Source organism: Pontibacter ramchanderi (assembly GCF_002846395.1).
Lineage (GTDB): Bacteria > Bacteroidota > Bacteroidia > Cytophagales > Hymenobacteraceae > Pontibacter > Pontibacter ramchanderi.
The window spans coordinates 1386877-1399458 of the sequence record NZ_PJMU01000001.1 but is presented as its reverse complement, the minus strand read 5'-3'; the positions used below and the strand labels follow the sequence as shown (position 1 = coordinate 1399458).

Below are 12582 nucleotides of genomic sequence, written 5' to 3'. Positions count from 1 at the left end.
CCGTAGCCGATGCAGGGTGTTTTTGCTGTTAAATACTTGTTTTAGCCTATAGGGAGTCGATCCATCGTTTTAGATCGCCTTTGGCTTTGCCGGTTCTTTGCTGGAGTTTGCCCAGCCACTCATCCTGCTGTCCTTCCTGGTAAGTCAGGTCGTCTTCGGTCAGGTCGGCGTAAGATTTCTTGATCTTGCCCTTCAGTTCATTCCAGTTACCTCGGGCTCTATATTCTGTCTCGTTCATCGTATGTTCCGTTTTGAATTAAACAAATCTTATACCTGTTTATACGGCTGAAACAGCGGAGTCGTTTGAAGGGGCGCTTATACCCACTTCTTGAGCAGCCCGATAAGTTCGCTTTGCTCGAAGGGTTTGCAGAGGTAGTCGTTCATGCCCGAGGCCAGGCTGTTTTCGATGTCACTGCTGTAGGCGCTAGCCGAGAAGGCGATGATCGGGGTAGTATAATTTTCCTGGCGCAAGGTACGGGCAGCCTCCAGACCGCTGATGCCAGGCATCTGCACATCCATGAAAATGAGGTCAAACTTATCTTTGCGCACCAGGTCAATAGCTTCCTGTCCGCTGAAAGCGGTGGTCACCTTTGCCCCGAAATTTTCGAGCACTGTCTCGAGCAGCATCACATTGATCTCGTTGTCGTCCACCACGAGCAGGTGCTTGCCTGCGGGCACCTGGTAGTTGCTGTCGTCTTCGGTTTCCTGCTGCAGCGGCTGTTTGGCCTGCATGCGCTTGAGCCGGATCGTGAACCAGAACAGGGAGCCCTTTTGCTGGCCAGGCAGTGGACTGATCACCTGTAGGTCGCCCTGGAGCAGCTTGGCCAGTTTCTTGCTGATCGCCAGCCCCAACCCGGAGCCACCGTATTTGCGCGAGGTAGACTGGTCGGACTGCGTAAAGGATTCGAATACCATCGCCTGCTTGTCAGCAGGTATACCAATGCCAGTGTCGCTTACGGAACAGTACAGCAGCAACTCCTCTTCAGACAGCGGTTCGGCCTTAAAGAGCACGTCGATGCTGCCTTCTTCAGTAAACTTGATGGCGTTGCTCACCAGGTTCACGACCACCTGGTTGATGCGGGTGGGGTCGCCAATGGCCCATTGGGGCACGGATGCATCGAAAGAGCACGCAAACCGCAGCCCTTTACTTTGGGCCAGATGCTGGTAGGGGCTCAGGCTGGCATCCAGCTCGTGGCGCAGCTCAAAGGGGATGGCCTCCAGGTATATCTTGTTCTGCTCAACCCGGTGCAGGTCCAGAATGTCGTTGAGCAGCTTGGTGAGCGTTGCGCCCGACGTTTTGATCAGGTTGATGTACTGTTTTTGGGTGGCATTGAGCTCAGTGCTGAGCAGGAGGTCCGTAAAGCCCATGATGCCGTTGAGCGGCGTCCGGATCTCGTGGCTCATACTGGAGAGGAAATTGCTCTTGGCCTCGTTCGCCTCCTCTGCCTTGCGTTTTGCCTTGCGCAGCGCCTTCTCAGTCTGTTTCAGCTCCGTGATGTCTTTGGCGACAATCAGCACGCCGTCCACCTCCTTGTGGCTGTTGCGTATGTGCGAGAAAGAGCAGGCCACGGGTACCTCCTGGTTTTGCTTTGTCTTGAAAAGCAATTCTTTGTTCAGGCATTTATCCTGGGAGCGGCACTGCTCCATCAGCGAAACAAGCGTAGGGATGTGTGCCTTGGTGAGCAAGAGGGATAGGTGCTTGCCTTTCAGCTCTTCTTCCTTGTAACCCAAAGCTTCCTCCACCGACTCGTTGGCGGACCGGATGGTGAAGTCCGGGTTAAGAATAAGCATCATGTCTACCACGCCCTGGTAGATGCTCTGCATGAAATCCCTGGACACAGTGGAAGTCTTGAGTTCCTGGCCCAGCATGTTGATCCCTGCGATCACAGCATCCATTTCATCACCTGTTTCGGACGTTTCGATCTGGTAGTCGAAGTTTCCGCTGGCAACCTCGGTGATCAGTGACATGATCTCCTCTATTCGCTCTTTCAGTACTTTCACTTGCTTTGTTTTTTCACCGCTTCCGGTGGTCTTGTTCTATTCTTTTTCAACGGCAAAGGTGGCGCCCATCATTTCCAGTGCAAAGTTGTCTTTACTTTGGTAATAACCAACTTTCGGGTAAGGGGTTGCGCCAACTTTCTTTTTTTCGATGGTGGCCGAGATGCCCATATTCACCTGCGTGCACTGCAGGGCATTGGCACGCATTATCACCTGGTAAAGCGTCTGCCTGTACACACCGTAGGTCATCAGGTACTCGTAGTCCATCCCGATCAGCATAAAACTGTAGACATTGGCGGCGTTTCTGTGGCAGAAGGCGACGGCTACCGGCTTTCGGTTGATCGAGTACTCCTCTTTTATATAGAGTACGACAAACTCCCAGGCCTTGCTCTCGTTGAGCAGCTGAAACATCTTCTCCGGAAATAAAAAGTTATTAATGGCGAAGTTGTTGTTTTTCACGTTGCGGAACAAGGCCATGGCGTGCTGCAATTCTTCGGCTTCGAGCCTGTCTTTGATCTGCACGTCGAAGAAGTGCTCGTTGCGCTTGATCTTCTGCACAAAGTTCTCGCGGCCTTTTTTGCTGAGTGTCTTTCTGAAACCCTCCTCGTCTGTCCAGCTCAGGTTCTCCACTACGCAGGACTCCGGCAGGTGCATTTTCACGAAGTCCTGCTCCACCATAAACTCATCCAACTCCGGATCATGGTCGTCGAGGTCGCGGAGCAGAATGCTGCTGGCCTGGTTTGCCTCCTGCTCTTTGCTGAGTTCCGAGAGCAAGGCCTTGAGGGCTTCTTTCCAGTAGGGGCTGTTGCGATCCAGGTATAGGTGGTTGCCCTCTGTGAACAGACTGCCCAGCACAATGCCGGTGGTGGTGAGGTAGTAGGGGTTGGCTTCCCGTTCGCGCTCCAGTGCTTTGGAGATGGAGGCTTGCGAGAACATGTCCTCTTTGAGCAAGGCAATGGCGGCAAAGGTCATCAGTACCACTTTTCCTGTCGGGTCCTGCACGGTATAGTAGCGGAAATCCCAGTTGTTTTCCTTCTCAGGATTGCTGCTGAACGAATCCTCCAGAAAACGCATGCCTTCCCAGTCAAACATTCCCCGGTGGCCCAGGTACTCGTCCCACTGTCCGGGTTCAACTTGCGTGATGGAGGTATAGCACTGCAGTTGGATGCCACTGGCAACAGCTTTCTGAATTGCTGCCGGAGCGAGGGGCTGCGCGAGCGGTGTCATTTTGAAGGCCTTCCGGATGTTCTCCTGCGTCTGGTTGGTAGCGGTCAGGGCCAGGTGGAAGTGGTGTTGCAGCTTACGCACCAGTTCCTCTATGTCTTCGTCGGAGTTGGTGAGCGAGATGGTGATTCGCACCCCGATGTTTTTGGCAGGCACGGCCGGGAAGGTAGCCAGGTTGACATACACGCCATCCTGCAGCAAGGCCTGTACCAGGTGGTTGCCCATTTCCATAGTGCCTGTGCCGATGTAGAAGATCGGGCTCTCGCTTTCGTGTACCAGGGGCAGGTCCGTTTGCTTGAGCAAATGGTTGAAGTAGGCGATTTTGCGTTGCAGTTCCTGCTGGTAGGTATAGATCTCGTCGCTCAAGTGAATTTTGGCCGACGCAATGGCGGCTCCCAGTGTGGCCGGCTCTATCTGCACCGAAAAAGTGAGCGGGCCGCCGAAATTGTTGACCCTGTTATACCACTCTTCGTTCGGGAAAAGCGATAAGCCACCACAGGCGCCGAAGGCCTTGCCCAGGTTGGCAGTCAGGATCATTTTGCGGTACAGGCCGTCTGGCATCTGGCTCATGGCATAGCCTGTACCGTTTTTGCCAGCCCAACTCATACCGTGCGCATCGTCCACGTACAGGTATAGCTGCTCGTATTTTTCGGCCAGGGCGATCAGGTCTTTGATCGGGGCGAAGTCGCCATACATGGAGTAGACGCTATCGGCCATGTACCAGATGCGCTCGAACTTGCCGCGCTGCTTTTTGATGCGATCTTCGAGCATCTCCAGGTTATTGTGGCGCACCATCTCCACGGTTACGCCCTGGCTGAGCAGTTTCTTTACCGCTTCCTGCACGCTGGCATGTACCTGGTGGTCAAGTATAACCAGGTCCGACTGGCGTATGATACTAGGTATGACGGTGAGGTGCGAAAGTGTACAATTTTTAGAGATAACGACAGGCGCGTTGTATAGCTGCTTGATCAAAGACTCGAGCTCACGATACAAGGGATTGGAGATGTAGGTGCGCGACATCGGGAACTGTGTGCCGTAACGCTCGATGGCATCGATGGCGCAGCGCTTGACCTGCGGGTGGTGCTCTAGACCTAAATAACCGCAGGTGCCAAAGTGTAGAACCTTCTGGCCGTGCAACGTTAAGTGCTGACCATTAAGGCTTTGGTCCTCGGCATGCAGGTGAATAATCCCCTTTTTTTTAGAAACAGAAAGTACGGAATCTACCGTATCAATGATGTTATTATATCGTATCTTTGCCATGTGTTTTGTTATGCCTGCACTATTGCCCTAGCTGAACATGCAAACATTAGATCCAATTCAAATTTGAATGGCAAATTTCGAAAAAGAAGGCGAAAAGAGTCCAAAGAAAACAGAGTGCCTCGAACTTTATTTGAGGGAGGGAATCTTGTACTGTATTTATAACGAGGTGAAGGAACTTGACCTGGATACAGCCCGCGTATGCGTGCAGGACCGCTTAGATTACATCGACGGACAGGTATACCCGAGCCTGTTCGACATTACGCAGGTAAAGCACTCTACCAAAGAAGCACGTGACTACATGGCCGTTGAAGGCAATGCCGGTGTGGTAGCCAGTGCCATTCTGGTAACTTCGCCGATGGTGAAGATGGCGGCCAATATTTACATTCATGTAAACAAGCCAAAAAATCCAACCCGCATGTTTACGAGCAAAGAAGAAGCCGTGCAATGGCTCTCACAGTTTAAAGCATAAGCAAAAAGCCCTCCTATCAGGAGGGCTTTTTGCTGGTTAAGGGTTTTGGGTTTTAATGCTTAATTCATGCCATTGCTGTCGCCCTGCTTGGCGTCGTCGTTGCGGATGCTCTTCTTGCGCTTAGGAGCACGCTGCTGGTCCATCTTGCCGAAGCGGTAGTCGAAGCTCACCCGGAAGCCGCGGTTGAAGTTGTTGATGCGGATCTGCTGCGTATAGCCTCTCGATTCTTCAGTTCCTGCTACGTCCACATCGTTGCGCATCTTCATGCTTCTGCGGAACGGGTTATCCATGCCCAGGCTGATGCCCCCTTTCTTGTCGAACAACTCCTTTTTGAAGGCCAGGGTATGGTAGGAAAAGGCTGCGAACTCACCTAGCAACTGAATGCGGCGGGAGTTGAAGCCCCCGTTGAACTGCGCTGTAATACCCTTGCCCAGGTTGTAAGAGGAGTTCATGTTGACGTTGTACATCCAGCCACTATTTCTTCTGTTATCACCTGCATTCAAGTCAACATAGTAAAAGTTGGAGCTACCGCCTATGGTCCAGTTGTTGGTAGGCTTGGTATTACCGAACAAGCTTACGCCATAGGTTTTATTTTTAGCGATGTTGGCAAAGGTCAGCGTTGTGATGTCAATGTTTTTCTGAGTCTGCTCGTCGAACTCAGAGGAAATGCTTGCCACCGTTTCGATTGCATTATCAGTCTGACGCATGTAACCAGTCACATTCAGCGATGTGGTTTTAAAGAAAGTGCTGTAGCCCAATTCATACAGATCGGTCAGCTCGGCATCAAGTTTTGGGTTACCCTGCACACGAGTGTTGGAGGTCTGCTCCTGCACGTATGGGTTTAGGAAGAAAAATGACGGACGCTGGATGCGCTGCGTAAAATTCGCCTTAAAGGTATGCTTCTGATTCAGCGTATACGACAAGGCTACACTCGGGATGAAGTTGTCATAGTCGTCGACAAAATTGCTTTCCTGTGGCTCGTTGTCGTTTGCGATGGACTTATATTGACCTTTGATGTCCGTATACTCATAGCGACCGCCCAGTTTCACGTTCAGTGTTTTCTTCAGCATGAATCCGTAAGTCATGTAAGACGCGTACACATCCTGTTCGTACAGGAAGTCGACTAGATTACGGTCTTCACTTCTTCCTACAGGAATTGTTCTGTTGAGGGCGTCGCTTTCTACATCGCGGAGAATTGATTTGGTGCCAATCTCAAACAGGGTCTTATTGGCAAATGGGTGCGTATAATCTGCCTGGAAAGTAAGCTCCTTGTTCGCACCATCGTTCATGTTACGGATCAGCCTGAATGGATCCTGGCCTGTATTAAAGTTATCCTGGCGGATGTTGTTCTCGGTGTCGGTAATGGAGTAGAGCGACAGCAGTGCCAGTTCCTGGCCTGGCTTTTTGAAGGTATGGGTATAGTCCAGGTTATAGTCAGTGCCGATTCGCCCATTGCGGTTACGGATTTCGTTGCGGAAATCCTGGCTTAGTGCGCTACCCTGTCCACTGAACACGTCCTGGTCATTTTCCATCCGGAAAATGCCACCGTTGCTACGGATACCACCCGAAATGTTGTTCTTTGGATTGATATCATAGTCAAAGCCAAGCAGCGCGTTCATGAATCTGCCGTTTATGCGCGTTTTACCTGACTGGAAGCTGGTGTTGTTCTCTGAAATAATGGTGTTGGTCATGTTGCCGTGGTTATAGAACATGTTGCCACCAAAGGTGCCGTTGATGCCCAGTTTGCCGCGACGGATGTTGAGGCTGGCGTTGCCGCTGCTGGCACGGGTGCCGGCTGTTGCTGCCACCGAACCGGTCACACCCTGCAGGCCACCGTCTTTTTTGGTGATGATGTTGACGATACCGGCCGTGCCTTCCGCATCGTATTTGGCAGACGGACTGGTGATCACTTCCACCGACTTGATCTGGTCGGCTGGGATCTGCTTGAGGGCATCGGCCACACTGCCCGCCATGATCGCAGACGGCTTGTTGTTGATGAGCACGCGCACGTTGGAGCTACCACGTAACTGCACGTTGCCATCGTTGTCGAGCGCCAGCGACGGGACTTTCTGCAATACATCGGCTGCGTTGCCACCCGTGTTGGTGATGTCCTTCTCGGCGTTGTATACTGTGCGGTCAATCTTCTCTTCCACCAGCGGCTTCTCACCCGTAATCACCACCTCGTTCAGCTTCTTGGCATCGGAGGCGATGGCTACCACGCCCACGTTTACGCTGGCGTTGTCAGACGTTACAGTCACATCCTCTACCAACTTTTGCTGATAGCCCAGGAAGCTCACCTGCAGTCTGTATTTGCCCACGCCTACCTTGCTGATCGTAAAGCGGCCTTTGTCGTCGGCCATCGCGCCATCGATCGGCTTGCCGGTTGCCATGCTGATAAGAGCCACCGTGGCGAACTCCACCGGTTTTTTGGTGTCAGCGTCCTGTACGATGCCCACGATGGTGGCATTGCCTCGCGGGGCAGCCATAACTGCAGTGGCTTGTTGTGGGGCAGCCTGCGGCGCCTGTGCGAGAGCCGGCACAGTGCTCAGTCCCAGCAGGGCAAGCAGCAGGCTCTTTTTCATAGTTTTTTCTAGTTGGTGTAAATGTGTCTTATTCATATCTCCGGTCTTCTGTAATAAATCTTCAGTGTAAAGGAAAAGCTAGTTTCTGAGACCCGAAAACAGAATATACCAAGGAGCTCCATTTCTATATGAATAGCCTAATATAACCTATCAGGCATTCGTCGGTAAATAGGGGAGGTTGGTGGAAAGATTGGGGCGTTCGTTGGGCATTCTCAGATTTAGCGCTTACTTTAGCGGCATAATAATTCCTGCCCAGGCAAATTTTTATAAAGAAGAGGTGAGAGAACAGGCTCTGCGATCCTCTGGCAACCATCCGCATGGAAAGGTGCCAATTCCTGCCCAAAAAGGGAAATATAAAACGATTACATACATGTCCATTCACAATGAAACCAGCGCGATCCGGCTACAGGCCGATCGATCGCACCACCGGGAGCACTCCGTACCGCTCTACCTCACCTCCAGCTTTGTGTTCGAAAGCGCCGAACAGGCCCGTGCCGTGTTCGCCGAAGAAGAAGAAGGGAATGTGTACTCCCGTTATTCCAACCCCAACGTAGATGAGCTGCTGGCCAAAATGTGCCACCTCGAAAAAGCAGAAGACGGCTTTGCCTTTGCCTCCGGCATGGGCGCTGTCTTTGCCAGTCTGGCGGCCCTGCTGCAGGCGGGCGACCATGTGCTGGCGTGCCGTGCCGTGTTTGGCTCCACGCACCAGTTGCTGTCCAAAGTGCTTCCTAAGTGGGGTATTTCGCACTCCTATGCCGATGTGGCCGACCCGGAGGGATGGGAGAAGCTGATCACGCCCGCGACAAAGGTGATCCTGATCGAAACGCCTTCTAATCCGGGACTTGAGCTGATCGACCTGGAGTGGCTCGGCGAACTGAAGCGGAAGCACAACCTGGTGCTGATCGTAGACAACTGCTTTGCCACCCCCATCCTGCAAAACCCCACGGACTACGGTGCCGATATTGTTGTGCACTCTGCCACGAAGTACATCGATGGGCAGGGAAGGGTGCTGGGAGGTATAGCTGTCGGGCGTAAAGAACTGATCAGCGAGATACGTTTTTTCGCTCGCCACACTGGTCCGGCTATGTCGGCTTTCAATGCCTGGGTGCTGTCCAAGAGTCTGGAAACGTTGCAGCTAAGGGTGGAAAAGCACTGCGAGAATGCCCTGAAGTTAGCAGAGGAGCTGGAGGGGAACCCGGCGTTGGAGCAGGTACGCTATCCTTTCCTGAGATCTTTCCCGCAATTTGAACTGGCCAAAAAACAGATGCGGCGAGGTGGTGGTATTGTAACCGTTGCCGTGAAAGGCGGCTACGAGGCAGCGAAACAGTTTCTGGACAGCCTACGCCTGGTGAGCATCAGCGCCAACCTGGGTGATACACGTACTATCGTCACACATCCGGCCTCCACCACGCACTCCAAACTAACGGAGGCAGAGCGACAGGCGACCGGCATCACGCCCGGACTGGTGCGCATATCGGTGGGCCTGGAGAATGTGGATGATGTGATCGCCGATATACAGCAGGCACTGGCCAAGGTATAGCAGGGCCAGGGTATAGCCTTAGTAAGTTTTACCTCAAAAAAGGCCTGCCCAATAAGATGGACAGGCCTTTTTGATGCAATTCTATCTACACGATTTCGAAAGAATGCGTGATGGTGGCAGTCTTATAAAGGATAGCCGCCACCGAGCAGTACTTCTCCAAAGAGAGTTCAATAGCGCGGCGTACCTTGTCCTCGTCCAGCTGGCCGCCCAGCTTGAAGTGAACATGGATCGTGCTGAACAGGTTGAACTCCTGCACCTTCTGGCGCTCGGCCTTTACATTAATGTCGAAGCTGTCGATCGGTTGGCGTTGTTTTTTCAGGATGCTGATAATGTCGATGGCGCTGCAGCCCCCCAGGCCCATCAGCATGAGCTCCATCGGGCGGGCACCGGCGTTATGGCCGCCAATTTCGGGGTTGGCATCTATGTTAATGGCTACGTTGGCAGCGCCTCGGGCTTCGAAATGAAAGTCCTGGTCTACGCGGGTGAGGTTGATCTCCATGTTGCTTGTCTCGTTTTCTGAGGTTCGAAGGTATGCAATTCTACCCGTTGTGACAAGTCAGGCAGCCAGGTGCGTGACATACTTCACGAGTGAGCGCTTGGCGATGGGCAGCAGCGCGCTGTCGAGCGGGCAGGGCACTTTGGCCACTACCACAAAGGTGGCGGGGTTGGGCAGTTCCTGGTTTTCTTTCACCAGCTGTACCTTCAGGTGCTCATGTGTCAGGGCCAAACCGCGACGCACTGTGCGCAGCAATTGGGTGTTGATGCCCCTGTACTTCTCGTAGGTGTTCTCAAAAACGGTGATGCGGTATACGTATACCTGCGTTTCCTTTCCCGGAAAGGCGTCGAGGAAAAGGTAGCCCTCGTTGAAGTACATGGGCGTGATGCCTACCGGGTTGATCTCGAGGTGGCGCTCAATGAAGTCGTACAGTTCCTTGCCCTGGCTCACAGCATCTTTAAAGAGTGGCGCCGCATACCGGATCACCTCCTCTATCTGCGCCATGGTTTCGTCGTCCTCCACGATTTTCTCATACACCAGTTCAAGCTTCTCGAAATCGGCGCGGGTAATCTGCTGCGGAAAGGATTCGTACACCAGCTTTTTGTGCTCCCGCACCTGCTGCAGGTGGCGGTAGTGCATGATCAGGTCAGAAAAAACAGGGTATAGCCGCTGCTGTCCGAACTCCGAGCGGACGGCCTGCAGGTAAGCCAGCAGGCGATATTTCTTGTATTCAAAGTCAAGCAATCCTTCTGTCAGCCAATTGATCGGTAAGTTTTGCATAACGGTAAACCTTGGGTGAATATGCATAAAAACGAACCAGGGGTTTGGGATGTTGCTTCGCTGAGTCTGTTTGGGCTAGCTAAACTTTAATGCCCTGCCTCCGTTTAATTTCAGCATTGGGATTTCGCCATTTGGGCTTCCCGTTACCAGCAATTACTTACAAAACAGAACATGAATTATACAGAAAACTTCGAAGGAATTAAGATTGATGTGCAGGCGGTAGACATCTCGATCTCGGACGACGTGCAACAGCACATCCGCAACACCATCACCAAACTGAAGCGCCACGCCAAAAAGATTGACTCGGTAGACGTGTACTTTAAAGAAGAAACCAACCATGCCACCGACGCCAAGAAACTGAGCATGCGCGTAGGTATACCTGGCAACGACGCCTTTGCAGAAGACAACGGCGACAACTGGTATGAACTCCTGAAGAACGTGGAAGAAAAGCTCAAGCGCCAGCTCGAGAAAAGATAAGGCGCCATGCGCCGCCAGGCAGACCCGCTGCAAGGTTAGGTATAGCACCGGCCGGCAGCGGGTCTGCTGTTAGGTATAGACAGGTATAAAAATCACAGACAATGGCAACAGGCGAGTACAAAGGCAAAACAGTACTGATCACCGGCGCTGCGCAAGGTATAGGCTTAGGTATGGCATTGGCCTTTGGGCAGGCGGGCGCCCGGGTAGTGCTAACGGATGCCGACGAGGAGGCCGGTCAGGAGGCCCTACAGCAGTTGCAGAGCCAAAAGCTGCAGGCCACTTTTATACCTTGCGATGTGAGCGCTGAGACCGAGGTGGTGGCACTGATGGAAAAAGTGAAGGAAACCCACGGTCAGCTGGATGCACTGGTGAACAACGCAGGTATAGCCGACCCTTTTATCGGTAAGCTGGACGAGATGGAGTTATCGGAGTTTGATCGGGTCTTAGCGGTGAACCTGCGGGGGCCAGTGCTTTGCGCCAGGTATGCGCTTCCGCTGTTACGCAAAGCAAAGCACCCCGCCATTCTCAACATCACCAGCACGCGGGCCTTTATGTCGGAGCCGGACACCTTTGCATACTCAGCCTCCAAAGGCGGGCTTGAGGCGCTGACCCACTCCCTGGCCGTAAGCCTGGCCCAGGACCGCATCCGGGTAAATGCCATTGCGCCGGGCTGGATAGAGACAGGCCCCTGGCAAAAGAAGAGTGACCGCTACGAGCCCCAGCACACCCAGCAGGACAAAGAACAGCACCCAGCCGGAAGGGTAGGGGAGCCGCAGGATATTGCCGAAGCCGCCCTCTTCCTGTGCTCCGAAAAAGCCGGTTTTATTACGGGCCAGCATTTGGTCATTGATGGCGGAATGACGATAAAGATGATTTACGCCTGAACCTAAGCCCCTGCATTGGGGTACAAGCTCTAAGGAAGATGTATAAGATACCTATGGTCAACAGTCCTTATAATCCGGTTCTGCTTTACGTAACCGACCCGATGTGTGCCTGGTGCTACGGCTTCACGCACGTAATTCGCCGGCTGCGTGCTCTATGGTACGGGCGACTGACAGTGGAGGTCATTGCAGGGGGGCTGCACCCATTTGCGCAGGAACCTTTATCACGGGAGCAGAAGGAGCGTCTGGCCGTGAGCTGGCATCGGGTACAGGAGCGCACCAGCCTGCCATTCAACTACGGGCTCTTCCTGCAGGAAGACTTTGTGTACGACACGGAGCCTGCCTGCCGCGCCCTGCACGTGGTGCGCCGACTCAGGCCTGCCCTCACACTCGAGATACTGCGGGCCATGCACTCGGCTTTCTACGCCGATGGCCTCAACCTGGCTGACCCACAGGTATTGGCGCATGTGGTCCGCCCCTTCGGCATCCGCGAAAACCTGTTCTATACCTTGTTTGAAGCCGAAGAGATAATTGATGCCACCGAAAAGGAGTTTGAGTTTGTGGAGATGCTCGGTGTCACGAATCTGCCCAGTGTTTATATGGAGGGCGGCATGGGTCCCGAATTGCTGACTAGTGGCTTCTGCCAGCTCGATGAATTGGAAGAAAGGTTGCTGAAGCATTTAGAGATGGTATAAGCTTGCGGCCAGGTATAAGTATTTGGTAGCAACGAATTTAGTCTACTGCCTACCTTACTGGGCGGACCAAGTAGCACAGCCGTTTGAATAACGACCACGAGAGATTTTTTGCGCTAATATTAAAAGATATGTATATTTAGCTGTCAATTAACGGCTCTGGCCAAAAGGCCAATACATACC

General features: G+C 52.8%; 11 protein-coding genes and 1 riboswitch. Of the genes, 5 read left to right on the top strand and 6 right to left on the bottom strand.

Annotation, left to right across the window (positions count from 1 at the left end):
* Nucleotides 1-46: 46 nt before the first annotated feature.
* The 3 genes from BD749_RS05895 to BD749_RS05885 all read right to left on the bottom strand — a co-directional run bounded on the left by BD749_RS05895 (nt 47) and on the right by BD749_RS05885 (nt 4482).
* A complete protein-coding gene (locus tag BD749_RS05895) occupies nt 47-238 on the bottom strand; it encodes a CsbD family protein (RefSeq protein WP_101443402.1) in 192 nt (63 codons plus the stop codon).
* Nucleotides 239-315: 77 nt separating this feature from the next.
* The gene (locus BD749_RS05890) at nt 316-2001 is read right to left on the bottom strand and encodes a PAS domain-containing hybrid sensor histidine kinase/response regulator (protein WP_101443401.1); all 1686 of its coding nucleotides are present in this window, start codon (nt 1999-2001) and stop codon (nt 316-318) included.
* Nucleotides 2002-2037: 36 nt separating this feature from the next.
* Nucleotides 2038-4482: a bifunctional aminotransferase class I/II-fold pyridoxal phosphate-dependent enzyme/GNAT family N-acetyltransferase gene (locus BD749_RS05885; protein WP_101443400.1), complete on the bottom strand. Its 2445-nt coding sequence runs from the start codon at nt 4480-4482 to the stop codon at nt 2038-2040.
* Between the two features lie 67 nt (nt 4483-4549).
* Here BD749_RS05885 and BD749_RS05880 point away from each other — a divergent pair, with 67 nt between their 5' ends.
* A complete protein-coding gene (locus tag BD749_RS05880; protein WP_101443399.1) occupies nt 4550-4951 on the top strand; it encodes a DUF7793 family protein in 402 nt (133 codons plus the stop codon).
* A gap of 59 nt (nt 4952-5010) precedes the next feature.
* Here the strand turns inward: BD749_RS05880 and BD749_RS05875 are convergent, their stop codons facing one another.
* Complete coding sequence (locus tag BD749_RS05875; RefSeq protein ID WP_101443398.1) at nt 5011-7533, bottom strand: TonB-dependent receptor domain-containing protein; 2523 nt, start codon at nt 7531-7533, stop codon at nt 5011-5013.
* 261 nt (nt 7534-7794) lie between these two features.
* A riboswitch (SAM riboswitch) is annotated at nt 7795-7893 on the top strand.
* Between the two features lie 10 nt (nt 7894-7903).
* Here BD749_RS05875 and BD749_RS05870 point away from each other — a divergent pair.
* A complete protein-coding gene (locus BD749_RS05870) occupies nt 7904-9073 on the top strand; it encodes a trans-sulfuration enzyme family protein (protein WP_101443397.1) in 1170 nt (389 codons plus the stop codon).
* A gap of 85 nt (nt 9074-9158) precedes the next feature.
* On the opposite strand, the gene BD749_RS05865 is transcribed toward BD749_RS05870, so the two are convergent.
* The gene (locus BD749_RS05865; RefSeq protein ID WP_101443396.1) at nt 9159-9572 is read right to left on the bottom strand and encodes an OsmC family protein; all 414 of its coding nucleotides are present in this window, start codon (nt 9570-9572) and stop codon (nt 9159-9161) included.
* A 57-nt stretch (nt 9573-9629) separates the two neighbouring features.
* Entirely contained in the window at nt 9630-10349 is a 720-nt protein-coding gene (locus BD749_RS05860) for a hypothetical protein (RefSeq protein WP_101443395.1), read from the bottom strand.
* 171 nt (nt 10350-10520) lie between these two features.
* Between BD749_RS05860 and hpf the strand changes: the two genes are divergently transcribed.
* From hpf to BD749_RS05845, 3 genes are all read left to right on the top strand, one after another.
* The gene (gene hpf, locus BD749_RS05855; protein ID WP_101443394.1) at nt 10521-10826 is read left to right on the top strand and encodes a ribosome hibernation-promoting factor, HPF/YfiA family; all 306 of its coding nucleotides are present in this window, start codon (nt 10521-10523) and stop codon (nt 10824-10826) included.
* A gap of 101 nt (nt 10827-10927) precedes the next feature.
* Nucleotides 10928-11710, top strand: a complete 783-nt coding sequence (locus BD749_RS05850; protein ID WP_101443393.1) for an SDR family NAD(P)-dependent oxidoreductase — start codon at nt 10928-10930, stop codon at nt 11708-11710.
* A gap of 38 nt (nt 11711-11748) precedes the next feature.
* Nucleotides 11749-12402: a DsbA family protein gene (locus BD749_RS05845; protein ID WP_245868788.1), complete on the top strand. Its 654-nt coding sequence runs from the start codon at nt 11749-11751 to the stop codon at nt 12400-12402.
* The last annotated feature ends 180 nt before the right edge of the window (nt 12403-12582 follow it).